This is a genomic window from Rickettsia endosymbiont of Nabis limbatus, from assembly GCF_965196655.1.
Lineage (GTDB): Bacteria > Pseudomonadota > Alphaproteobacteria > Rickettsiales > Rickettsiaceae > Rickettsia.
On sequence record NZ_OZ239771.1, the window covers coordinates 1,569,466 to 1,592,863 of the forward strand.

Sequence of the window (23,398 nt, forward strand, 5' to 3'; positions counted from 1 at the left end):
ATGAAAAAGTTATTATTAGCAAGTATTATCGGTCTTGCATCTACTACCAGTTTTGCATCAGGAAGTACAACTCCTGTTATTTCTAACTCCGATACTGAAATAAAATTAGAAGGTTTTTATCTATTTGAGAGTGGTTTTTCGAATCAAAATCGTTTAGGTGAATATGAAAATTTAAGTGATAATAGGAAAAAAACAGCGTTTTATACAGAGGCAGCATTTGCGGCTACTATAACTAAAACTATAAATGATGTAATAGGTGGGGTTAAAATAGTATTACAACCTACTACAAGATCAAAAACATCTACATCTTATAATGGTTCTCACATCTTTATTGAAACTAGTTATGGTAAAGTAGAACTAGGTTCTCCTTATGATGCAGGTAATAAATTTCGTATTACTAGTGGTCAAGTAGCTGCTGGATCAGGTGGATATTGGAGATATATTAACGTTGGTAGTCAATACATGCAATATAACAAATTAAAACCCGATTTTGATACCGGTCCTAGCTTTTATATAGAATCATTTTCTAACAATTTTGATGAATTTAATGTTAAAGCTGAGGCAACTAGAAAGATCAGCTTCTACACCCCTAAAATGAAAGGTTTTCAAGCCGGTATATCTTATACTCCTGATTCTGCTAACACAGGTGGTAATAAAAATATAAATAATGTCATATTTGATAATTCAATTACTGGTACTACTAATGTCCGCACTGGCATAAAGCGTAACATCGTAGAAAACGACGAAGCTATTACTATTAATCAAAATGTTACAGATTCAGTATCTGGTGGTTTAACTTATGAGCATGCACTAGGTGAAGATGCAGATTTAAAATTATCTGTTACCGGTGAATATGGTAAACCTGCTCGCCTTGCTGTTCGTTCTAAAGGAATAGGTACAACATATACAGTATTAAATACTTATAAACTATCTAACTTAAAAGCTTATAATCTTGGTGCAGTTTTTACATATGGTAATTTCTCATGCGGTGCTTCTTATGGTAGCTTAGGAAAAAGTTTAACAACTCCTGAATACCACAAAAATGGTCGTAATACTTATTATTACAACGGAGCTGTCGCTTATGGTCAAGGTCCTATTAAAACAAGCCTTAGCTATTTTAAATCTTCAAGATATAAAAATACTATTGATACTATAACTGTAGCTACGGAGTATAAAATTATGCCAGGTTTATTACCATATGCAGAAATTTCACATTTCCAAGCAAAAGGTAAGCCAGTATATTATCCTGAAGCTCCTAATAAGAAAACTAAAGGTACTCTTGGTTTAATCGGTACAAAACTTAAGTTCTAATAAAAGTCATTGCGAGGAGAAACTGCAAGTTTCGACGCGGCAATCTCATGAGGTAGTATAAAATTCCTGAGATTGCAATAATGCCTTCCTCGCAATGACGATTCTTGATCTATACAACAACCCACTGGATAACATTACACCGCAAAAGAATTACCGCAACCGCATTTCGCTTTAGCTTGTGGGTTACTGACATTGAAATATGAACTGCCTAGCTCTTCTATAAAATCAAGAGTACAATCTAGCATAAATTTTTGAGAAATAGGATCGATAATAACAGTAGCATTATATTTAGTAAAAACATAATCGTCTTTTTCTATAGTATCTTTGGAAACTAGTTCGTAATTATACATTAGCCCAGAGCAACCACCACTATCAACGGATACTCGTAGCACTAAATCTTTATTTTTTTCTAATTCTATTAATTCACTTACTCGCTCAAAAGCTCTATCGGTAATTGTGATTGTCACTAAAATAACCTTGTAAAAATCTTATAAATTGTATAATATACCTAATATTTTGTATTTTTTCAAGGTGGATACTAAATCGTCATTGCGAGCGACTGCAAGGAGCGTGGCAATCTCGGGAATATTATACTACTTTATGAGATTGCCGCATCGATGCTATGCATCTCCTCGCAATGACGGGAAAATGAGCCATACAATACTAACTTGACTACGAACCCAAGAAATAAATATCTAAATGGAAACCGAATTACCTGAACGCTCTCAAAAAATTAGGGTTAGGCTTGATTTTATAGAATCGGTGTCATCCCGTGGCGGCATTGCCCGTGTGGATCATTCTCCCCTGTCATCCCGTGATTTATTCACGGGATCCAGTTAAAAATACTAATAAAATTAGTATTTTTTATTATTTTCTGGATACCGAGGGCGTTTTTCGATCCACGCGGGCAATGCCGCCACGGGATGACATGGAAAAATTGAGCTATACAATAACACCAAACAAATCGTAAAGTGATAGAAACCAAATAAAGGTTAACAATGCTAGCTTCATATGCTTCTGATCCGCTTAAAAGCAGAGGAAGATTATACAGAGAAATACCGACTTCTTACCGCAATGAATTTGAGCGGGATCGTGATCGTATCATCCATACTAATGCATTCAGGCGTTTGCAGTATAAAACTCAGGTTTTTATTAATCATGAGGGCGATCATTATAGAAATAGGCTAACTCATTCTTTAGAAGTCTCAACAGTTGCTCGTTCGATTGCTAATACTTTAAATCTGTCAAGTGATTTAGCCGAGACTATAGCACTTGCTCATGATCTGGGACATACGCCCTTTGGTCATGCAGGAGAGAGAGCTTTGAATGAGTGCATGAAAGAGCATAATGGCTTTTCTCATAATGCTCAATCTCTAAAAATATTAACCTTACTCGAAAAAAGACATGCTGCTTATAGAGGGGTAAATCTTACTTGGGAAGTTTTAGAAGGTATAGTAAAGCATAATGGTCCTATAAGCGGTGAGGTAAACGAGTATATAGCCGAGTATAATAGCCAAAATGATTTAGAGCTTAATACTTACGCTTCTGCTGAAGCTCAAATAGCAGCACTTGCCGACGATATTAGCTATATTTCGCATGATTTGGAGGATAGTATCGGTGCTAAAATTATCGATTTTAATAATCTTGCTGAACTTAAATATATTGATCAGCAGGTTTTTGAACTTAAATCAAAATATAAGAATATAAGCTCCTCTTGCTTGATCTATGAAGTAGTACGCAAACTAATGCATGAACTAATTACCGATTTATTATGGCAAACTAAAACTAATATAAATAAAGAAAAAATTACTCATATAGATGAAATACGCAACTTAAATTATCAAATAGTCGATTTTACGGAAAAAACTAATGAGCGTATTAAAGAGATTAAAAAATTTCTACATGAGTGGGTTTATAAAAGTAATAGAAATACCGCAATCAGCCTTAAATGTACTAAGATCGTGCAAGGCTTATTTAAGGTTTATATGGAGGATGTTAACTTACTGCCTGTTAATTGGAAGATACAAATAGATTCTAACGATCCAAATAGTAAAGCTAGAATTATTGCCGATTATATAGCTGGTATGACTGACCGCTTTGCTATTCAAGAATATAACCAACTTTGCTCTTTAAATTTCAATAACATTTAATCATGAATATATTTAACAAACTAAAACACGACATAATTACTGCAAGTACGCAGTTATATAATAATTCTGAAATAGCAAATAATGCTAGTATTGAAACCCCAAAAGATAGCTTTAACGGCGATTTATCAAGTAATATCGCAATGATTATTGCTGCCAAAGAAAACATTCCTCCTCGTGAAGTTGCGTTAAAATTCAAAGAAATTCTTAATGAACTACCATATATCGCAAGCATAGAAATAGCAGGACCAGGGTTTATTAATTTTACTATCAAAGCCGATAGCTGGCACACTGCAATTGAAGATATTTTACAAAACGAATCTAAATTTTTTGAAATTGACATAGATAAAAACAAAAACATTAATATTGAGTATGTTTCAGCTAATCCAACCGGACCGATGCATATAGGACATGCAAGAGGTGCGGTATATGGGGACGTACTTGCTAATATCTTAAAAAAAGTAGGATATCCTGTTACAAAAGAATATTATGTTAACGATGCAGGTTCACAAATAAATGATTTAGTAAGTACAGTAATATTACGTTATAGGGAAGCTTTAGGCGAAAAAATTATTATTACTGATGGGTTATATCCAGGAGAGTATTTAATTCCTGTCGGGCAAGCTTTAGCTAAAGAATATGGTGATAAATTATTAAGTATGGATGAGCCGGAAAGGTTTAGAATAGTTAAAAATTTTGCTATCCAAAAAATGCTAGATTTAAATAAAGAAGATTTAAAAGAGCTGGGTGTCAAGCACGATATATTCTTTTCTGAGCAAACATTACACGATAATGGCGAGATAGAAAAAACTGTTAAATTACTAACTGATATGGGGCTAATCTATGAAGGTAGCCTGCCTGCTCCTAAAGGTAAGGTCCACGCAGAATGGGAAAACAGAACTCAAGAATTATTTAAATCTACTAAATATGGTGATGATCAAGATCGTCCGATAAAAAAAGCCGATGGAAGTTGGACATATTTTGCCTCCGATCTTGCATATGCAAAAGATAAAATAGATAGAGGAGCAAATCACTTAATTTATGTACTTGGTGCCGATCATAGCGGGTATGTCAAAAGAATCGAAGCTATTGTTAAAGCTCTAGGCAAAGAGCAGGTTAAAGTTGATGTTAAAATCTGCCAATTAGTAAATTTTGTTGAAAATGGTATGCCAGTTAAGATGTCAAAGCGTCTTGGAACTTTTGCTAGTGTGCAAGACGTAAATAATGAAGTAGGCAAAGACATTATAAGGTTTATAATGTTAACAAGAGAAAATAACAAAACGCTTGATTTTGACCTAGTAAAAGTAAAAGAACAATCTAAAGAAAACCCTATATTTTATGTCCAATATGCACATGTTAGAACGCTATCGATATTATCGAAAGCTATGGAAACGATTCCGCAATCTTATAATAGCTTTGAAGCTGGCACATATGATTTATCGCTATTATCATCGGAAGAAGAGATTGAGATAATAAAGCTCTTAGCTAGCTGGACGAAAACTTTGGAAACAGCAGCAAAATATTTTGAACCGCACAGAGTAGCGTTTTATTTGATAAATCTAGCTTCAAAATTTCATGCTTTATGGAACTTTGGTAAGGAAAATAACGATTACAGGTTCATAATAGAAAATAATGTAGAGTTAACAACAGCACGTCTTGCTCTTGCCAAAGCCATACAAAAAATTATCGCTAGTGGTCTTGAGGTTATAGGTGTAGAACCGATGGAAAGGATGTAACTGTATACTCGATGAATTTCAAAAATTGGCTACGTCGTCTTATAAGATCTGCGGTGTTCACGTATTAAGTATACGCTCCGTTCCGAGGGCTTTAGACTCCTTGCTCTTTTCCAAATTGAGCTTCGTCTACCTATACCTACTTTATCATTTACTAATTAATCTGTAATAGTTGAGATTTTATCTTACATTTAGTAAAATAAATTAATTAATGATACTCCTCGCAGCAGAGCTACGAGGTATCTATCCAAAAAGTTTTAACTGTTTTTGTTGAAATGCTTTATAAGAAGGTTTGCCTGAACCTTGATTTTTTACATAATTACGTAATTTCCGCTCATCACCATGTTTACCTACTGTGCTCATAAAATATCCTTTACTCCAAAACTCACTTCCCCATAATTTTTCTTTAAGATTTGGATATTTCTTAAACATTTCCTTAGATGTAATACTTTTTATGATTTGAGTTATTTTTGTTGGGCTATACATTAGTATTGACTGTAGTAAAAAATGTACATGTTCTTTATCTACTCCTATTTCCAAAAATCTAATTTCATAACGAGCTTCTATGTCCTCACAAATTTTACATAAATAATCGTCTAGTTCCTCTTTGAATATTACTCTTCTATACTTTGCCGGTGTTACTAAATGATATATTAGTACTGTGACATTATCACTTTTATGTATATAACTGCTTTCTTCCATGCATCTAGTATATCACGAAGCAGACCTTCGGGGAATTAAACCCTAAGAGATTAATTTGTTGTGTTTGCGGCTTGCTTCTTTTGCTCAAGTAAACTTTTTACTCTTCTATTTAATTCTTCTCTTCTTTTTTTGTAACAAATCTTGTTTTTGGTCAAATAATTATTAAATGGAGATAAGAAATGAACTTAAATCAAAAAATGGGACTGTTGCGAGATGAGAGGGTAGCAGGTATAATAAAAAAATAAAAAATATGTTTATATGTCAGAGTATCAAATGCTAATGGTAAGTTTAGATGAGTTAGTAAATGCGGATCATCAATATCGTAAATTCAAAAGTTTATTCAAATTCAAAGCAGTTGAAGCTGAGTTATTAGCATTAGAATGCGAAGCTAATTATAAAGGATATGGTATAGAGAGGCTGTTTAAATGTTTGCTGCTACAATTTATGGAAGACTTATCTGATCGGGAATTAGAACGTTATTTAGCTGATAGCACAGCGGCGAAATGGTTTTGTAATTTTGCTCTTACAGAAAAGACACCTGATTATAGTGTATTTAGTAAAATACGTAAAAAAATAGGTACTAATTTACTATCAAAAATATTTACAAAATTCCGCGATCAACTACGAGTACAAGGCTATATGGGTGAAGTATTTACCTTTGTAGATGCTTCTCATTTAATCTCAAAAGCTAATCTCTGGGAGGAACGTGATAAACTAAGAGCACAAAAATATGATAAATTGAATAATGAGACTTTGCCTAAGGTTGCAAAGGATAAACAAGCCAAAATTGGCTGTAAGGGAGGGAATAAATTTTGGTATGGTTATAAAAAACATGTGAGTGTTGATATTCAATCAGGCATGATCAATAAGGTTGCAGTTACCCCTGCAAATGTTACCGATAGCAAAGGTTTTAAGCATGTTATGCCAAGTTCTGGTGCTACATATGTTGATAAAGGTTATTGTACAATCTCTACCAAGAATGCAGCAGCTAAAAAGGGAGTCCATCTTTGTGCAATAAAGAAAAATAATATGAAAGATAAGAATTTTGACCTTGATAAATATTATACGAAAATCAGAGCACCTTTCGAGATGGTATTTTCAAAAGATAATAAGCGGGTTAGATATATAGGAATTGCCAAAAATCAATTCTCCGAATTTATGAATGCCATATGTTTTAATTTAAAACGATTAGTGGTTTTAACAACTTTAATGGCTTAAAGAAATTTATTAATAAAAATTCTAACTCTGTAAACAAATCTCTATTAAATTACTACACTATTGAATAACATTTATCTCTATATTAAACAGAATTTCTTTTTTAAAATATTTATTACCTCCTTTCCTCTTATTTTACTATCAAAAATTATCTTTCAACGGCCCCATTTTAGATAGGAACAGGTGCTAGGGGATAAACTCAATCATTGAAAACAATAATTATCCATTGTATTAAGTATTTAACCGCATAGCGAAAATCTAGGGAGCTTGCTCCCTAGATGGATAGCGTTATAATATAAGCGTTGGCATATTATAATTTAGTAGAATGGAATTGAGGCGTAATAGTCATCATGTTTTTAGAATAATGTATCACTTTGTGTGGATACCAAAATATCGTCATAAAGTGTTTATTGAACCTTATAGAGAAAGCTTAAGGTTAATAATAAAGAAGATTGGTTACGATTATAATATAGAAATAGTGGAGTTAGAGATACCTACTGATCATATTCATATGGTAGTAAAATCTGAGCCAAAAGTTTCTCCGTCGTATATTATGCAAATAATAAAAAGCATATCTGCAAGAAATTTTTTCAAGCTTTATCCAAAAATAAAGCGTAAATATTTTTGGGGTGGTAAACTTTGGACGCAAAGTTTTTTTGTAGAAACTGTAGGTAACGTTAATGATGAGGTAATTCGTGAATATGTACGAAATCAAATAAACGCAATGGATAAAATTGAAAAAGAAACAAAGCAGTTTAACCTGTTTTGAAACTCGGTCGCTTGCGGCCGAGTTCTTCATAAATACTTAGTACAACAGTCCCCTAGCATAAAGTTTGCACTAAAGGCTTAATAAGCTGTTTTGCAATAATGGAGTTTAAACATCATTCACGTTTTACATACTATCAACAGTAATTAAAATAATCAAGTGCCTTTAGTTACTTTTTAGTATTTTTTTAAACTATAAGTATACTCATACTATTTCTTAATGTTTTTATATTTCCAGTATAAAAATTAAGCCTTATTTCCATAAATAACTTTCAAAGATTGTTTTTTTATACTAAAATAAAAAGATAATCTTTTAGAGTAAGTAGAATGTCTCCTCAAATAATCGAGTTACTAATTTTTGCTGGTATTGCTTTTTTTATTATTAATAAGCTAATTACAACGCTTGGTGCTACTCCGGATGATGATCCAGCTAAACAAAAATCTTATTTTGGTGAACCGGTTATTAAAGATGTAACTCATAGTTCTACTAAATCATATGATGAAGAAAAAGATCTGCCAACTGCACAAGATATTAAAGCTTTCAAAAATTTGATAGTAGAACAGAATATAACGGCAGTTGTAGATGGTATGGAAACAGTACATAAACGTCTTAATGCATTTCAACCTATTAAATTTATCAACAATGCTAAAATCGCTTTTCAAATGATTATAGAAGCTGCTTATAAAAACCAAACAGAAGAGCTTGCTGAATTAGTTGATAAAAGATTTTTAGAAGAATTTGAAAAAATATCTGACTCTTATGGTAATTTTTTCGACGCAACAGCTTTAGACGCTAAATATTCTGAAATTTATACATTTGGCAACAACATATTTATTAGGTTACTATTCCAAGGTAAAAATGTAGTTGACAAAATAGAGGAATTAAAAGAAGAATGGACATTTACCCGTAACGCTAATACCAAGGAAGTGGATTGGTTTTTGAGTAATATCGAGAAAGTATAGTTTCGCTGTTTTGTAGTGACTTTGTCACTTAGAACCTGTCATCCCGTGGCTTGACCACGGGATCCAGTAATAAAAAATACAAATATAAAAGCTCGATTTCTCTCGCTTTATGTTGGATCCCGTGGTCAAGCCACGGGATGACACCGAACAATAATCAAGCCACGTGACACATATAAATAACAATAATAAACTATTAGTAATGAACAAATTATTCTATATTATAGGCACTATATTAATAATAGGTGTCTTTTTTATGTTTCAAAATAAATCCACCATAACAGGTGATGATAACAAAATAATCCCTCGTAAAGTTTTGTTCGGTAATCCTGACAAAACAAGAGTGTCATTAACTCATGATGGTAAATATATTTTATATATTGCACCGAAAGATGGAGTGCTCAATATTTGGTTAGCTCCAAGCGATGATATTACTAAGGCAGAGCCGATAACGCACGATAAAGGTCGTGGTATATGGTCTTATGCTAAAGCTTATAATAATAAAAATATTTTATACACTCAAGATTTTAATGGTGATGAAAATGACCGAATTTATAGTTATAATATAGAAACAAAAGAGACAAAGTTACTGACTCCGGAAAAGGGAGTAAAGGCTGGTCTAGTTGGGCTGAGCTACAAAAGACCAAATGAAATATTAATAGATTCCAATGAGCGTAATCCTGAATATTTTGACATTTATAAATTAAATCTAGATACTTTAGAAAAAGAACTGATTTATCAAAATGATAAATTTACTAATTTTGTAACAGATGAAAATTTAAATTTAAGATTTGGTAGTTTACTTGATAAAGATGGTGCCGTTGAATATTATGAATTAAAAGATGGAGAGCTTCAGTTATTTACCAAAATATCAATGGAAGATTCTTTTAATACCGCTATTCTTGGTTTTGATGCTAGTGGTGAAACTTTATATATGCTAGAGGGGCGTGATCGTAATACCTCAGCCCTTAAAGCTATAAATTTAGTTACTGATAGTGCTGAAATATTAGCAGAAGATTCAAAAGCCGATATTGGTTTATTTGCCGTACATCCTACCAAGCAGACCCCGCAAGCAGTATCAATAAATTACGATATGGTATCGTACAAAATATTAGATAAAGATATTGAAGATGATATCAAATATTTACAAAATCTTGATCGTGGTGATTTAATTATTAATAGTAGAACGCTTGATGATAAAACTTGGATTATAGCTTATAATAGCGATAATTCACCAGTGAAATATTATAAATATGATCGCACTAATAAAAAAGCTGAATTCCTATTTACTAATCGCAAAGAATTAGAGCAGTATAAACTTGCTAAAATGATACCGGCAATCATTAAGTCACGGGACGGTCTTGATTTAGTTAGCTATATAACTTTCCCAAATGATGTAAAACTTGATGAAAATAATATACCTGATAAGAAAGTACCGCTAATAATTAATGTTCATGGTGGTCCATGGGCACGTGATAGTTGGGGGTACGATCCGGAGCATCAATGGCTTGCTAACCGTGGTTATGCAGTTTTAAGTATTAATTATCGTGGTTCTACTGGCTTTGGTAAAGATTTCCTTAATGCTGGAAATTTAGAATATGCCGGTAAAATGCATACTGATCTAATTGATGGTGTAAATTGGGCAATTAAGAATAATATAGCAGAAACTGATAAAATAGGGATCATGGGTGGAAGTTATGGGGGATATGCAACGCTAGTTGGTCTTACTATGACACCTGATGTATTTGCTTGCGGTGTTGATGTTGTTGGTATGTCTAATTTACTAACTCATGTACAAACTAAAGCCCCATATTTAACTCCATTATTGAGTATATATAAAACACGTATAGGTCCTTGGGATACTGAAGAAGAAAAAGAGTTTTTAAGACAAAGATCGCCGATTAATTTCGTTGATAATATTAAGAAACCTTTATTTATAGCCCAAGGTGCTCATGATGTAAGAGTCGTGCAAGCAGAATCCGATCAGATTGTAAATGCAATGAAAGCAAAGCATATACCGGTAGTTTATGCACTTTATAAAGATGAAGGGCACGGCTTTGCAAAACCGCCTAATAGAATATCCTACTATGCTCTTGCTGAACAATTTTTAGCTAAAATCTTAAAAGGACGAGCTGAAGAAATTGGCGACGATCTAAAAATTGCTAATTTAATTTTGAATGATCAAGAAAATTTAAACGGAGTAGAAGCAGAGAAGATTATAGATAAGGCAGTTGGGAATTAGAGTCATTGCGAGGAAAAACTGTAAGTTTTGACGAAGCAATCTCAGGAATTTTATACTACTTCACGAGATTGCCGCGTCGCTACGCTCCTCGCAATGACCTTATAATATAAATAGAGTACAATATAATATAAATAGAGTACAATATAATATAAATAGAGTACAATTATGCTACTTACGAATACTAAAAATTCTTACGGGTTGATTGCTAAACTATTCCACTGGATTATAAGTATTATAGTTATAGCTATGCTCATTGCCGGCTTTTTAATGGATGATTACATAGAGCCGCCTTTAAAATGGCAAATATTTGGCTTGCATGAAGCAACCGGAGTGCTAATTTTAACTCTAGTTATATTAAGGCTTCTATGGAAATTCTATAACCCTAATGTCTTGCTACCTGCTGATTTACCAAACTGGCAAAAGAAAGCCGCCACTATTAACATAAATCTCTTATATCTTTTAATGATATTAATGCCGATAAGCGGCTTTTTTATGACTATCTTATCAAACCATCATATAGATTTTACGGCTTGTTTACTATACAATCTTTTGCCCAAGATTTACAATTCGCCAAAATCTGCAAAAAATCCACCAAAAAGCAGCTTTATTATTTACTGCTCTGATTATTCTTCATATACTAGCTGCGTTTTATCATCATTTTATTAGAAAAGATAATGTACTTAAGAGGATGTGGAATGAGTAAAAATATTTTAGATTTTTTGGGCAAGGCAAATATAATGCTGGAAATGGACCAATTGATGTAGATGAGGCAATTAGTATGGCAGTAATGGAAGAAAATAATTTTGATTTAGACGTCTCTTCTTTACAGTCTGAAGATTAATCACTATACTATGTTTTAATTATTTAAATAAATTATTTATGAATATTCACGAATATCAAGCAAAAGAGATTTTAAGAAAATACGGTGTGCCTACTTCAGCTGGGGTAGTGGTTACGAAAACCGAAAGCATTAATGCAGCGATTGATGAGCTAAATACAAAGGTTTATGTAGTTAAGGCACAAATACATGCTGGTGGTAGAGGTAAAGCCGGCGGTGTTAAGGTTGTTAAGAGTAAAGAGGAAGCAAAAAAAGTTGCTCATGATATGTTCGGTATTAATTTAGTCACACACCAAACAGGACCACAAGGGCAGAAAGTAAATCGTCTTTATATTGAATCAGGTTGTGATATTTTAAAGGAATATTATTTTAGTGTCGTATTTGATAGATCAGCTAGCTGTATCACCTTTATAGCTTCTACGGAGGGCGGTGTTGATATAGAAGAAGTTGCAGAAAAAACTCCTGAAAAAATTATAAAATTCTCAGTTGATCCAGCTACCGGCTTGCAAAACTTTCATGCTCAAGGAATAGCATATGAATTAGGGTTTAAAGACCAGCAAGTGAAACAAATGAAAGAAATAGTAAAAGCAACTTATAAGGCTTTTATTGAAACAGATGCAGCTCAAATTGAAATCAATCCGCTAATTGTAAATCGTGAGGGCAATTTATTAGCATTAGATGCAAAATTTACCTTTGATGATAATGGTCTATTTAAGCATCCTGAAATTATGGCTCTACGTGATCAGGATGAGGAAGATCCGTTAGAAACAAGAGCAGCTGATGCTGGTCTTAGCTATGTAAAAATGGATGGTAGTATTGGCTGTATGGTAAACGGGGCAGGACTCGCTATGGCAACAATGGATATTATTAAGCTTTATGGTGCAACACCAGCAAATTTCCTAGATGTTGGGGGCGGAGCTGATCGTGAGCGTGTGAAAGAGGCTTTAAAAATAATTTTATCTGATAAAGAAGTAAAAGGCATTTTAGTTAATATTTTCGGCGGTATCATGCGTTGTGATATCATAGCAGAAGGAATTATCGCAGCCGCAAAAGATATAGGTATAAAAGTGCCGTTAGTAGTTCGTTTAGCTGGTACAAATGTTGAGAAAGGTAAAGAGATTTTATCCAATTCAGGTTTAGAAATAATACCTGCTCATGATTTAGCTGATGCGGCTAGTAAGATAGTTGAGGCTATAAGGTAATACTACTTATATTTCATGAATTGCTCTTTCATTTTATCAAGGATTCGTGATGCTCACGTACTACGTGTACGCTCCGCTCACTCGCCTATCAAAATAAAATTCAATTCTTGGAGTATAAGTAGTATTAAAACTGAATACAATAAATTTAAAAGTTATTAAAGATGGCAATATTAGTTAACAAAAAAACCAAAGTAATCTGTCAAGGTTTTACAGGTTCACAAGGTACTTTTCACTCTGAGCAAGCAATAGCTTATGGTACTAAAATGGTAGGAGGGGTGACACCAGGTAAAGGTGGTAAGACCCACCTAGACTTACCAATATATAACACTGTGCATGAAGCAAAAGAAAAAACTGGTGCTAATGCTAGTGTTATTTATGTTCCACCTCCCTTTGCAGCTGATTCAATATTAGAGGCAATTGATGCGGGAATTGAAATAGTTGTATGTATCACTGAAGGAATTCCGGTGCTTGATATGGTCAGAGTAAAACGTGCTTTAAGCGGCTCTAGAACAAGATTAATCGGTCCTAATTGCCCAGGAATTATAACTCCTGATGAATGTAAGATTGGTATTATGCCAGGGCATATTCATAGAAAAGGTTCTATAGGTATTGTTTCAAGATCAGGTACTTTAACTTATGAAGCGGTAGCACAAACAACAGCTGTAGGGCTTGGACAATCCACATGCGTTGGTATTGGTGGAGACCCTGTTAATGGTACTAATTTTGTAGATTGCGTTGATATGTTTTTACAAGATGACGAAACAAAAGCAATTATTATGATTGGTGAAATTGGTGGTGATGCTGAAGAAAATGCGGCTGATTTTATCAAGCATTCAAAAATCAAGAAACCTATAGTAAGCTTTATAGCAGGTATTACAGCTCCTCCAGGTAAAAGAATGGGGCATGCTGGTGCTATTATTGCTGGCGGAAAAGGTAGTGCTGAAGATAAGCTCGAAGCTCTACAAAGTGCCGGCGTAACTATCACAAGATCACCTGCGGATATCGGCAAAACTATGATGAATTTATTAAATAAGTAAGCCGTGCTAAATCGTCATTGCAAGCGAACAAAGTGAGCGTGGCAATCTCAGGAGTATTAACTGTTTTATGAGATTGCCACGCCCTTAGTTTTGCCTATCCTCGCAATGACGAAAGAACTCCATCCACACAGCATAAAACATCCAGTATTTCCACCTCAGGCTAAAACGCCCAAAATAAATGAAATTAATAATTGATCATTAATTTCAATATATGTATGTTAATTCTACCAACTGATTAAAAATAGGTTAAGATATGAGTAGGTTAATAATAACTAGTTCTGATAATAAGTCTAACGATGGTTTAGGTCCTATAACCATTAATGATTTTCAATATACGTTTACATTTAAATCTGCTTTTATACCAGGCAATAATATTACAATTATTAACGATAATAGTAAAGGTAGTAGTTTAAGCCGTACTAAAATTTTTTATAATGATGGCAGTAATGATGTTAACATTGAAACTAATAATAAAGGAATTATTTGTAATAACTTTGCAGAAAAGTTTAAAGCTGAAACTAAAGAGGTTACTATACCTGCGGATGGTTTTAAAATTACCTATAATAATAATCAAGATTTAAATTATACTAGGATTTCTTATGATAATGGAATTATTATTCAAATTAAGGCTGGTATAGTTAGTATTTGGAATAAAGGTTGGAAAGATTGGGTTGAGTTTAGAGATTATTGTAGTGTTACTCAAATTACTTTGAAATCAGAAATTACTATAAGTAATCAGGAAAATCTACACGAACTTATTATTCAAAAAGAATCTTGGATTAAAAATAAACCTATAATATTGAATAATTACTGTTCACATTTAGAAGATATTTCTATTAATGCGGATACAATATTTAATAATTTCTGTACACATAGTAAAGCGAATTTTATTAATATTGCACATGGTACAGGCTTTGAGCAAACTGGGAATGACCTAGCTATAAATAAATTAAGGTTAGACTTAGCAGCAAAAATACAATTTACTCATGATGGAAGTAACTACAAAACTTAAGCTATGTTTGGTTCTAAATATCGTAAAGATGGAGAACGAAGCTGTTGTTGCATATAGTCATCTAAAAGCCCTAACTTTATTTGGTAGACCGTTTTACCTATTTTATTTGCAGTTCTTTTGAGAAAAGCCCAAACTAGAAATGCACAACTAATGTGATTACGTTGGATACGCTGTTTTCTGCATTGGCAACGTTCTATACCAGTCAGTTGCTTAATTTTTCTATGCATGCTCTCAATTACCCATCGCAAGCCAAACTCATCTTGTGCAGCTTTAGAAGATTTTTGAGTTTTGTTATTGGTAACAACATAATCAACTCTGTTGGTAGAAACAGTAAATGTTAAACAAATTAACATGCTTATTTTTGGCAAATCCTTTTATATGAATCTCCATTCCATTCTTAATTTCTTCATCTGAAAACGTCAACTTGCTAACAGCTTTATAAGGCTCGTAATCACACGTTTTACTAACATTTCTATTGGCTTTAATAGGGGCATAATAATATTTGCCCAAGGAGTCAACATGTTGCATAATTTTGTGTGTAGCATACCATGTGTCAAAAAGTACAGTTTGAAAAGGAATCTTTTTACTATAAACAGCATTATTGAACATCTTTAGTAGGTGATCTAGTTTCGTCGCTCCATCATGATCAGGTGAAAAAATGCGATAATCTATTACCCAAAACTTATCAATATCGGGGTTATAATATACAAGACTCACTACTCCTATACCGGTAGTAACTCCACCTGTAGCTCCACTATACTGCGATCTAGCAACCTCTATTTTCTTTGTGTTCCTTTTGTTTAACACCGTATCATCAAATATTGTATATCCGTTAGATGAAAAGATAACATCATTCTTAATGTGTTCCCATAACAAAGAAGGAGTATATTTTTCATTTTCTAAAAATCTATTAATAACATCATGGCTACATTTCTTGGCATGTTCAGCGTAGTAGGTTAAACTATAATTCTTTTGGCTAATTGTTAAAAATTGACAGTAATCTGTTCTATTAATGTCATTGTCAAATAAAAAGGGACCAGTAAATTGCACGAAAAAGGGACCACTATATGTAAAAATTTTTATGTCAAATGACCTCCAAATTTATAGTTATTAATACGATAACTTTTACCTGTGATGTTTAGTATATGTGCATGATGTACTACTCGATCAATAATTGCATGAGTTAATAACTCATCAGCAAATATTTCATTCCATCTTTCAAAATCCTTGTTTGTGGTAATAATGGTAGATTTATTTTCATATCGTTTAGCAATAATATTAAAAAAATCATCTACTGAATGTTTTGGTAATTGCTTAAAACCTAACTCATCAAGAATTAATAAGTCAAATGATAAGAGTAATTTAACTTTTTTGTGATAGCTATTATCTGCTCTTGCAATATGTAAATTATAAAGCATATCCGATACCGTAGTAAAATATACAGAGTATTCTCGTGTTAAAGCTTTTAATGCTAATCCAATAGCAAGATGAGTTTTGCCAGTTCCAGAATTACCTATGAATATGACATTGCCCTTAGTATTAATATAATCACAAGTAGATAAATCACTTATTACTTTGGCATCAATACTTGGTTGGAACTGAAAATCAAAGTCTTCTAAATTTTTAGTGACTGGTAATTTAGCAGCACTTTTACGACGACGGTAATTATTATCCTTACGGTGAGATTTTTCATCTTCACATAATAGTGAGAGAAATTCTTTAAATCCTAGTTTATTATTTTGAGCATAAATAATCCTTTCATTTAAGCTATTGACTATACCTGATAATCTAAAACTACGTAGGTCATTAAGCAAGTTCTGCATTCTGACCTCCAAACTCTGGCAATGGTAAGTTTACTGCATTACTATTTAAGATATTTTTAATTTTAGAGTAAGAACTTATACCGTAATGTAATGCTCTATGACAAGCTTTATCTATTAACTCATCATTGTAAACCTTACGTAAAGAAATAATACCTCTAGCACAACGTTGCCAATCATTTACTCGTGTTTGTTGTAATAACTCTAATAATAAACTGCAATTATTTCCTATCTGCTGCATTTGTTGTTGATAATGTTCACTATATTCTATAAAACCTGGGCATAGACGTTTATATTTGGCATAATGAGACGGATTAGTGGTAAATATTCCTTTGCCATCTGTTCTAACGTGCCTTGCTATTAAATCATTTTGGATAGAAAATATTTGAACAAGTTTTGGTGATAATTGTACCAGTACCTCACTGTATATATATTTTGCCGGTACGGAATAATAATTATTATCTATGGTGATATGACAATCTTTTGCTACTTTTCGATTATGCCACGATGACAAATCAAACGTTTCTAATGGTAAAGGCATTAAATTATTACTTTCTTCTTGCTCAAATAGTTCCTGAGGAATTTTTTTAGTAGTACCATGTATTCGGTTATTTGCTTTATTTAACCAGTTAGCAAGATCATGTGTTAATTCTTCATATCTATGAAATTTACGTCCAGCAAAAAAATTATTTTTGACATACTTTATTCCTGATTCTACTTTGCCTTTTTCTTGAGGTTGATATACACGACAAGGAGAAAGTAAAATTCCATAATGATCAGCTAAACGTTTGTATTCCTTCTGATATACGGGCTCATAGAAATTGCTATCTACCACTCCAGCTTTAAGATTATCAAGTTTTATTACTTTTGGACTGCCAGCAAAATAATTAAATGCATTGATATGACATTGTATCCATGTTTGACAACTTTGATCAAACACTACTTCATAATAATCAAGGCGACTATAACTTAAACGCATATTAAATACATATGCTTTAACTCTACGCCCCTTAGAATTATACTGTAAGCCTATGTCACCAAAATCTACTTGTGCTTCCTCTCCTGCTAAAGTATGAAAACGAATGCAACTGTTATTTTGTATCTTATATTTTTTGATATAACGGGTTAGCGAACCATAACTTTTTGTATAACCTTGAATTTTTAACTCTTCAAAAATTCTTATGTAACTTAGATTCTTTTCTAATAACTCAATTATTTGTTCGTGCCAAGAATCCAGTGCTGAAGATCGTTCATAGGGTGCAGGAGATTCTGTACCAGACTCTACATAACGGTTTACTATTTTTCTTACTGTTTTACGGTCTATTCTCGTTAGTTTGGCAATATTTCTTTGACTATTGCCTTGCTTATAAAGGGTGATAATTGTTGTGTACATATTTATTCTTATCATTGTATCACTAGATATTTATTTTAATTAATTATCTAGTGAATATTGCACATTATAACCTTATTAGGTTACACCAAATTCTCTGGTCCCTTTTTCGTGCAATTTACTGGTCCCTTTTTATTTGACAATGACACTATTAATTATTAGATGTAGTTTAAGTCCATAGAACCAACCTTTTGTTGTCTTACTGCGTGCTGCTATGCCGGCGAACACTTTATTCATTGAAATACGGTATCTCTTACATACCTCTATACTACTTGAATCTACAAAAGAAAGGCCATCACACTGATCCAAAATAGAATTGAATATCAGTACTAATAGTGGTAAATGTGGACCTATTATTTTTATAAATTGACTATAGCTTACTAATTGAAAATCTCTTTGATGATAAATCCATATTTGCTTCAGATAATAATTCTTAAAACAATCATAAGATGACTGCCAGTAGCCTATTATAATTGTTATTACCTCACTTCTGTTAAGTCGACTTTTAGGACCAGATTTGTTGTTATGGTTAGTAATTGAATTTGTATGCTTGTCTAATTCTTGAAAAAAATCATCGACGTAACAAAATATTTCTGTAAAATCCATTATCATAGGTTATTGCTCTTAAAGTTTTTTCAATAACCTATAAACTTTTTTCTTATACTATAAATACCATATTTTAATTAGCAATTTGTATTTTGTACTCACTTTATAACAAAAACAGTATTATCAATATCCCCGTAACCCACTGTTTATCAGCTATACAGCGACTTTTTGAATACGAAACTCGCGTATATTAGTACTGTGACATTATGACTTTTATGTATATAACTGCTTTCTTCCATGCATCTAGTATATCACGAAGCAGAGCTTCGGGGAATTAAACCCTAAGAGATTAATTTGTTGTGTTTGCGGCTTGCTTCTTTTGCTCAAGTAAACTTTTTACTCTTCTATTTAATTCTTCTCTTCTTTTTTTGTAACAAATCTTGTTTTTGGTCAAATAATTATTAAATGGAGATAAGAAATGAACTTAAATCAAAAAATAATAAAGCCAAAATTAGGATTACTAGAACTCGCTAAGAGTCTTGGTAGCATATCATCAGCATGTAAAGCGATGTGATATAGTAGAGATAGTTATTACAGATTTAAAGAACTGTATGAAACTGGTGGTGAAGAAGCGTTGTATGAGATTAGCCGGAAGAAGCCAATAATAGCGAATAGAGTTGATCCAGCGATAGAGAAGGCAGTAATGGATATGGCAATAGAATATCCAGCATATGGACAGATTCGAGTATCAAATGAGCTTAAGAAGAGCGGTATACTTGTATCACCTGGAGGAGTGAGATCAATTTGGTTACGTAATGATTTAAACAATATCAATAAAAGGCTTAAAGCATTAGAAGCAAGGATGGCTCAGGATGGTATTGTACTTACTGAATCTCAGTTACAAGTACTAGAGAAACGACGTAGCGAAAAAGAAGCCCATGGCGAGATTGAGACACAGCATTCAGGTTATCTAGGATGCCAAGATACATATTATGTAGGAAATTTTAAGGGTATAGGTAAGGTTTATTCTCAGGTATTTATTGATAGCTATAGCAGAGTAGCTGATGCTAAACTATATATACTGATAAAACAGCTTTAACTGCTGCTGATATGCTTAATGTGAGTGTTGATATTCAATCAGGCATGATCAATAAGGTTGCAGTTACCCCTGCAAATGTTACCGATAGCAAAGGTTTTAAGCATGTTATGCCAAGTTCTGGTGCTACATATGTTGATAAAGGTTATTGTACAATCTCTACCAAGAATGCAGCAGCTAAAAAGGGAGTCCATCTTTGTGCAATAAAGAAAAATAATATGAAAGATAAGAATTTTGACCTTGATAAATATTATACGAAAATCAGAGCACCTTTCGAGATGGTATTTTCAAAAGATAATAAGCGGGTTAGATATATAGGAATTGCCAAAAATCAATTCTCCGAATTTATGAATGCCATATGTTTTAATTTAAAACGATTAGTGGTTTTAACAACTTTAATGGCTTAAAGAAATTTATTAATAAAAATTCTAACTCTGTAAACAAATCTCTATTAAATTACTACACTATTGAATAACATTTATCTCTATATTAAACAGAATTTCTTTTTTAAAATATTTATTACCTCCTTTCCTCTTATTTTACTATCAAAAATTATCTTTCAACGGCCCCTTAATGACCGCGTGTTACCATGGTATGAAACTCAAGGCATACCAATACTTCGTATTCTGACAGATTGTGGGTCAGAATATAAGGGAAATATAGAGCATCATGCTTTTGAATTATTTCTAAGTATCGAAGGTATAGAACATACTATTACTAAAGCATATTCTCCTCAAACAAATGGTATGTGTGAACGTTTTAATAAAACTATGAAACAAGAATTCTTTGATACAGCTATGCGGAAAAAGATCTACACTGATCTTGATGATTTACAATTAGATCTTGATATTTGGTTAGAGCATTTCAATAATGAGCGACCACATTCAGGAAAATATTGTTATGGTAAAACGCCTATGCAAACTTTTAAGGATAGTAAGAAATTAGCTATTGAAAAGAACAATGAAATCTTATATCTTGAATACTTATCTGACAGTCATAATTTATCAGATATTCAGATATAATTTTTATAGTGTCTGTAAGATCAAATCTTGACTTCTACAAGCTCGCGGGATGACAATGAAATATGACAGAACTCTTTTTTGAATATATTTTTCCGTTAATTATAATCGCCTTAAAGGTGGTAGCGATCACTATACCTTTAATATTATGCGTTGCATATTTAACATATGCTGAGCGTCGTGTAATTGGGCTTATGCAGCTTAGAAAGGGTCCTAATGTTGTTGGACCGTTTGGGCTTTTGCAGCCTATTGCTGATGCGGTAAAGCTATTATTTAAAGAGCCGATCATTCCAACCAACGCCGATAAAATATTATTCGTTCTAGCACCGATGATAATTTTCATATTAAGCTTAATCGGTTGGGCAGTTATACCTTTTGCAAAAGGTGTAGTGCTTGCTGATATTAATGTCGGTGTTTTATATATTCTTGCTATTTCTTCCCTAAGCGTTTACGGCATTATTATTGCTGGTTGGGCTAGTAACTCAAAATATGCATTTCTTGGAGCTGTACGCTCATCGGCACAAATGATTTCTTATGAAGTATCGATGGGGCTTGTTATTATTACTGTGTTGCTGACTACTGGCACGCTGAACTTTAGCCAGATTGTTGAAGCACAGAGGACAATACCATGGTGGATTGATTTAATGCTCATGCCGATAGGTGTGGTATTTTTTATTTCAGTGCTTGCCGAAACAAACAGATTGCCTTTTGATTTACCGGAAGCTGAATCAGAGTTAGTTGCCGGTTATAATGTCGAATATTCCTCTATGGGTTTTGCTTTATTTTTCCTAGGTGAGTATGCTAATATGATATTAGTTAGTGCAATGACTACGACTTTTTTCTTAGGGGGCTATTTACCACCATTTAATATATCGTGGCTTGGTTTCATTCCTGGATTCTTTTGGTTTGCTTTTAAAGTAGGATTTTTGCTATTTTGCTTTTTATGGATTAGAGCAACACTGCCACGATATCGTTATGATCAGTTAATGCGTCTTGGTTGGAAAGTATTCTTACCTCTAACCTTATTTTGGGTGGTGTTAGTTTCAAGCGTGTTAATGTATACTAATAATTTGCCGGGTATTTAGTAGTTATGGGGATAGAACTTTTTCCTGATTTTATTAGAGAGCACTATGAAATTCATGAATGGAAGCATGCAATTGCTATTTTAAAAAATGATTTTGCTAATGAATGGCACGACATAATACAGGTATTAAAAAACTTTCATTTTAGAAAAAGTTGGATTACTGTAGGAGGAGGTGAAAAATCTGAAATATCAAAATCAATAGATAAATCTTTTACAGAATTGGGTTGGAAAGAAAAAATGTTTTTAACCAAAGTTATAGTAGATGAAAATTCTTTAGACTCTCCGACTCATAAGGTTGATTGCTACAAAAATAGAATAGCTTTAGAAATTGAATGGAATAATAAAGATCCTTTTTTTGATAGAGATTTGAATAACTCAGGCTTTTATTTGATTTGCGAGCAATAAGCATCGGCGTTATAATAACTAGATGTACAGAGTTACAAAAAATATTTAATTCTATAGGTAAAAGTAGTTCATATGGAGCTTCTACCACTCATATGGCTAAATTATTGCCGAGAATTGAAGGTGGCGGTGGTGGTTGTCCTATTTTAGTCTTTGGGATTACAAAGAAATTATATATAGAGGACTAAATAGAGAATAATATTGTAGCAGCAAAAGAAGATTTTGAAAGTAATATAAAAGGTAAATTTCATACTATTCTTGCTGACCCTCCTTGGCAGTTTGAAAATAGAACAGGTAAAGTTGCCCCCGAACATAAAAGACTAAATCGTTATTCGACATTAAAGCTTGATGAAATAAAAAATATACCCGTAGTAAACTGTGTTCTTGAGCCAGCACATTTATATTTATGGGTTCCTAATGCTCTGCTTCAAGAAGGGTTAGAAGTAATGAAAGCGTGGGGTTTTACTTATAAAACAAATATAATTTGGTCTAAAATTGGACGGCGGACCTGATGGTAGAGGAGCAGGGTTTTATTTTCGTAATGTTACGGAAATAGTTTTATTTGGTGTTAGGGGAAAAACTGCACGTACTTTAGCACCAGCACGAAGCCAGGTTAACTTGATAAGTAGTAGAAAACGTGAACATTCTAGAAAACCTGATGAATTATATGAATTGATAGAAAAATGTAGTAAAGGTCCTTATTTGGAGCTTTTTGCTAGGGGTACAAGACCAAATTGGACGCAGTGGGGGAATGAAGTAGAGGATTACAGCCCTAAATGGGTAACTTACTCAAATCATTCACAAATATCAAAGCAAGAAGATACGAATTATAAAAATGAAAGTTTGATTATTAAAAAGTCTGCTTGAAAAATAAAAT

23 protein-coding genes and 6 pseudogenes are annotated in these 23,398 nt (G+C 32.8%); 22 read left to right on the forward strand and 7 right to left on the reverse strand.

The features are described 5' to 3' along the window. On the forward strand, positions 1 to 1,311 hold the full coding sequence (locus ACOAL3_RS09130; RefSeq protein ID WP_419234892.1) for a porin: 1,311 nt from the start codon (positions 1 to 3) through the stop codon (positions 1,309 to 1,311). A 134-nt stretch (positions 1,312 to 1,445) separates the two neighbouring features. Here ACOAL3_RS09130 and ACOAL3_RS09135 read toward each other — a convergent pair whose 3' ends face one another. Further along, on the reverse strand, positions 1,446 to 1,778 hold the full coding sequence (locus ACOAL3_RS09135) for an iron-sulfur cluster assembly accessory protein (RefSeq protein WP_395476766.1): 333 nt from the start codon (positions 1,776 to 1,778) through the stop codon (positions 1,446 to 1,448). A 531-nt stretch (positions 1,779 to 2,309) separates the two neighbouring features. On the opposite strand from ACOAL3_RS09135, the gene ACOAL3_RS09140 reads away from it, so the two are divergent. Together ACOAL3_RS09140 and argS are read left to right on the forward strand one after the other, a co-directional pair. Next, on the forward strand, positions 2,310 to 3,461 hold the full coding sequence (locus ACOAL3_RS09140) for a deoxyguanosinetriphosphate triphosphohydrolase (protein WP_419234893.1): 1,152 nt from the start codon (positions 2,310 to 2,312) through the stop codon (positions 3,459 to 3,461). Positions 3,462 to 3,463: 2 nt separating this feature from the next. Beyond that, positions 3,464 to 5,194, forward strand: a complete 1,731-nt coding sequence (gene argS, locus ACOAL3_RS09145) for an arginine--tRNA ligase (RefSeq protein ID WP_395476768.1) — start codon at positions 3,464 to 3,466, stop codon at positions 5,192 to 5,194. A 240-nt stretch (positions 5,195 to 5,434) separates the two neighbouring features. On the opposite strand, the gene tnpA (ACOAL3_RS09150) is transcribed toward argS, so the two are convergent. Beyond that, positions 5,435 to 5,893 carry an IS200/IS605 family transposase gene (tnpA, locus tag ACOAL3_RS09150; RefSeq protein ID WP_419234569.1) on the reverse strand — a complete coding sequence of 153 codons (459 nt, stop codon included), beginning with the start codon at positions 5,891 to 5,893 and terminating at the stop codon, positions 5,435 to 5,437. Between the two features lie 258 nt (positions 5,894 to 6,151). On the opposite strand from tnpA (ACOAL3_RS09150), the gene ACOAL3_RS09155 reads away from it, so the two are divergent. From ACOAL3_RS09155 to ACOAL3_RS09205, 11 genes and pseudogenes are all read left to right on the forward strand, one after another. Then, a complete protein-coding gene (locus ACOAL3_RS09155) occupies positions 6,152 to 7,111 on the forward strand; it encodes a transposase (RefSeq protein WP_419234543.1) in 960 nt (319 codons plus the stop codon). 361 nt (positions 7,112 to 7,472) lie between these two features. Then, positions 7,473 to 7,877, forward strand: a complete 405-nt coding sequence (gene tnpA / locus ACOAL3_RS09160) for an IS200/IS605 family transposase (protein WP_419234538.1) — start codon at positions 7,473 to 7,475, stop codon at positions 7,875 to 7,877. 323 nt (positions 7,878 to 8,200) lie between these two features. Then, the gene (locus tag ACOAL3_RS09165) at positions 8,201 to 8,836 is read left to right on the forward strand and encodes a Tim44/TimA family putative adaptor protein (RefSeq protein WP_419234894.1); all 636 of its coding nucleotides are present in this window, start codon (positions 8,201 to 8,203) and stop codon (positions 8,834 to 8,836) included. Between the two features lie 32 nt (positions 8,837 to 8,868). Then, a pseudogene (locus ACOAL3_RS09170) lies at positions 8,869 to 8,991 on the forward strand (palindromic element RPE4 domain-containing protein); the annotation flags it as partial. Positions 8,992 to 9,035: 44 nt separating this feature from the next. Beyond that, entirely contained in the window at positions 9,036 to 11,075 is a 2,040-nt protein-coding gene (locus ACOAL3_RS09175) for a S9 family peptidase (RefSeq protein ID WP_419235636.1), read from the forward strand. Positions 11,076 to 11,321: 246 nt separating this feature from the next. Continuing rightward, a pseudogene (locus ACOAL3_RS09180) lies at positions 11,322 to 11,516 on the forward strand (cytochrome b); the annotation flags it as partial. A gap of 21 nt (positions 11,517 to 11,537) precedes the next feature. Beyond that, positions 11,538 to 11,698 (forward strand): annotated as a pseudogene (locus ACOAL3_RS09185) (cytochrome B). Further along, a complete protein-coding gene (locus tag ACOAL3_RS09190) occupies positions 11,698 to 11,778 on the forward strand; it encodes a hypothetical protein (RefSeq protein ID WP_473198149.1) in 81 nt (26 codons plus the stop codon). The pseudogene ACOAL3_RS09185 and the gene ACOAL3_RS09190 overlap by 1 nt, the downstream one beginning before the upstream one ends. 176 nt (positions 11,779 to 11,954) lie before the next feature. Then, positions 11,955 to 13,115, forward strand: coding sequence for an ADP-forming succinate--CoA ligase subunit beta (gene sucC / locus ACOAL3_RS09195; RefSeq protein WP_419234895.1), 1,161 nt, complete (start codon positions 11,955 to 11,957; stop codon positions 13,113 to 13,115). Positions 13,116 to 13,276: 161 nt separating this feature from the next. Next, positions 13,277 to 14,152, forward strand: a complete 876-nt coding sequence (gene sucD, locus ACOAL3_RS09200) for a succinate--CoA ligase subunit alpha (RefSeq protein WP_395476714.1) — start codon at positions 13,277 to 13,279, stop codon at positions 14,150 to 14,152. A gap of 253 nt (positions 14,153 to 14,405) precedes the next feature. Beyond that, positions 14,406 to 15,164, forward strand: a complete 759-nt coding sequence (locus ACOAL3_RS09205; RefSeq protein ID WP_419234896.1) for a hypothetical protein — start codon at positions 14,406 to 14,408, stop codon at positions 15,162 to 15,164. On the opposite strand, the pseudogene ACOAL3_RS10965 reads toward ACOAL3_RS09205, so the two are convergent. From ACOAL3_RS10965 to ACOAL3_RS09230, 5 genes and pseudogenes are all read right to left on the reverse strand, one after another. After that, a pseudogene (locus ACOAL3_RS10965) lies at positions 15,161 to 15,406 on the reverse strand (IS701 family transposase); the annotation flags it as partial. The gene ACOAL3_RS09205 and the pseudogene ACOAL3_RS10965 overlap by 4 nt on opposite strands. Before the next feature lie 67 nt (positions 15,407 to 15,473). Next, positions 15,474 to 16,214: a hypothetical protein gene (locus ACOAL3_RS09215; RefSeq protein ID WP_419234897.1), complete on the reverse strand. Its 741-nt coding sequence runs from the start codon at positions 16,212 to 16,214 to the stop codon at positions 15,474 to 15,476. 29 nt (positions 16,215 to 16,243) lie between these two features. After that, positions 16,244 to 16,987, reverse strand: a complete 744-nt coding sequence (gene istB / locus ACOAL3_RS09220; protein ID WP_419234522.1) for an IS21-like element helper ATPase IstB — start codon at positions 16,985 to 16,987, stop codon at positions 16,244 to 16,246. Beyond that, complete coding sequence (gene istA / locus ACOAL3_RS09225; protein WP_419234561.1) at positions 16,971 to 18,377, reverse strand: IS21 family transposase; 1,407 nt, start codon at positions 18,375 to 18,377, stop codon at positions 16,971 to 16,973. The genes istB and istA overlap by 17 nt, the downstream gene beginning before the upstream one ends. 129 nt (positions 18,378 to 18,506) lie before the next feature. Next, positions 18,507 to 18,980 (reverse strand): transposase, encoded by a 474-nt coding sequence (locus ACOAL3_RS09230; RefSeq protein ID WP_419234898.1) that lies wholly within the window; start codon positions 18,978 to 18,980, stop codon positions 18,507 to 18,509. Positions 18,981 to 19,398: 418 nt separating this feature from the next. Between ACOAL3_RS09230 and ACOAL3_RS09235 the strand changes: the two are divergent. The 8 genes and pseudogenes from ACOAL3_RS09235 to ACOAL3_RS09265 all read left to right on the forward strand — a co-directional run. After that, positions 19,399 to 20,039 (forward strand): annotated as a pseudogene (locus ACOAL3_RS09235) (helix-turn-helix domain-containing protein); the annotation flags it as partial. Beyond that, positions 20,040 to 20,423 (forward strand): transposase, encoded by a 384-nt coding sequence (locus ACOAL3_RS09240; protein WP_419235638.1) that lies wholly within the window; start codon positions 20,040 to 20,042, stop codon positions 20,421 to 20,423. 162 nt (positions 20,424 to 20,585) lie between these two features. Further along, positions 20,586 to 21,038, forward strand: a pseudogene (locus ACOAL3_RS09245) (integrase core domain-containing protein); the annotation flags it as partial. 62 nt (positions 21,039 to 21,100) lie between these two features. Beyond that, positions 21,101 to 22,120 (forward strand): NADH-quinone oxidoreductase subunit NuoH, encoded by a 1,020-nt coding sequence (gene nuoH / locus ACOAL3_RS09250; RefSeq protein ID WP_419234899.1) that lies wholly within the window; start codon positions 21,101 to 21,103, stop codon positions 22,118 to 22,120. 5 nt (positions 22,121 to 22,125) lie between these two features. Beyond that, a complete protein-coding gene (locus tag ACOAL3_RS09255) occupies positions 22,126 to 22,524 on the forward strand; it encodes a BglII/BstYI family type II restriction endonuclease (RefSeq protein ID WP_473198136.1) in 399 nt (132 codons plus the stop codon). Next, positions 22,512 to 22,709: a BglII/BstYI family type II restriction endonuclease gene (locus tag ACOAL3_RS10970; protein WP_473198137.1), complete on the forward strand. Its 198-nt coding sequence runs from the start codon at positions 22,512 to 22,514 to the stop codon at positions 22,707 to 22,709. The genes ACOAL3_RS09255 and ACOAL3_RS10970 overlap by 13 nt, the downstream gene beginning before the upstream one ends. Before the next feature lie 66 nt (positions 22,710 to 22,775). Further along, positions 22,776 to 23,033, forward strand: coding sequence for an MT-A70 family methyltransferase (locus tag ACOAL3_RS09260; protein ID WP_419235639.1), 258 nt, complete (start codon positions 22,776 to 22,778; stop codon positions 23,031 to 23,033). Beyond that, entirely contained in the window at positions 23,017 to 23,388 is a 372-nt protein-coding gene (locus tag ACOAL3_RS09265; RefSeq protein ID WP_419234900.1) for an MT-A70 family methyltransferase, read from the forward strand. The genes ACOAL3_RS09260 and ACOAL3_RS09265 overlap by 17 nt, the downstream gene beginning before the upstream one ends. The last annotated feature ends 10 nt before the right edge of the window (positions 23,389 to 23,398 follow it).

Excerpts from the sequence above, each read along its gene's own strand:
- ACOAL3_RS09165 (WP_419234894.1), top strand. The coding sequence starts at position 8,201 with ATGTCTCCTCAAATAATCGAGTTACTAATTTTTGCTGGTATTGCTTTT.
- ACOAL3_RS09155 (WP_419234543.1), top strand. The coding sequence starts at position 6,152 with ATGTCAGAGTATCAAATGCTAATGGTAAGTTTAGATGAGTTAGTAAAT.
- sucC (WP_419234895.1), top strand. The coding sequence starts at position 11,955 with ATGAATATTCACGAATATCAAGCAAAAGAGATTTTAAGAAAATACGGT.
- ACOAL3_RS09230 (WP_419234898.1), bottom strand. The coding sequence starts at position 18,980 with ATGGATTTTACAGAAATATTTTGTTACGTCGATGATTTTTTTCAAGAA.
- ACOAL3_RS09140 (WP_419234893.1), top strand. The coding sequence starts at position 2,310 with ATGCTAGCTTCATATGCTTCTGATCCGCTTAAAAGCAGAGGAAGATTA.
- nuoH (WP_419234899.1), top strand. The coding sequence starts at position 21,101 with ATGACAGAACTCTTTTTTGAATATATTTTTCCGTTAATTATAATCGCC.
- argS (WP_395476768.1), top strand. The coding sequence starts at position 3,464 with ATGAATATATTTAACAAACTAAAACACGACATAATTACTGCAAGTACG.
- tnpA (WP_419234538.1), top strand. The coding sequence starts at position 7,473 with ATGTATCACTTTGTGTGGATACCAAAATATCGTCATAAAGTGTTTATT.
- tnpA (WP_419234569.1), bottom strand. The coding sequence starts at position 5,893 with ATGGAAGAAAGCAGTTATATACATAAAAGTGATAATGTCACAGTACTA.
- istB (WP_419234522.1), bottom strand. The coding sequence starts at position 16,987 with ATGCAGAACTTGCTTAATGACCTACGTAGTTTTAGATTATCAGGTATA.
- ACOAL3_RS09130 (WP_419234892.1), top strand. The coding sequence starts at position 1 with ATGAAAAAGTTATTATTAGCAAGTATTATCGGTCTTGCATCTACTACC.
- ACOAL3_RS09205 (WP_419234896.1), top strand. The coding sequence starts at position 14,406 with ATGAGTAGGTTAATAATAACTAGTTCTGATAATAAGTCTAACGATGGT.
- sucD (WP_395476714.1), top strand. The coding sequence starts at position 13,277 with ATGGCAATATTAGTTAACAAAAAAACCAAAGTAATCTGTCAAGGTTTT.
- ACOAL3_RS09255 (WP_473198136.1), top strand. The coding sequence starts at position 22,126 with ATGGGGATAGAACTTTTTCCTGATTTTATTAGAGAGCACTATGAAATT.
- istA (WP_419234561.1), bottom strand. The coding sequence starts at position 18,377 with ATGTACACAACAATTATCACCCTTTATAAGCAAGGCAATAGTCAAAGA.
- ACOAL3_RS09175 (WP_419235636.1), top strand. The coding sequence starts at position 9,036 with ATGAACAAATTATTCTATATTATAGGCACTATATTAATAATAGGTGTC.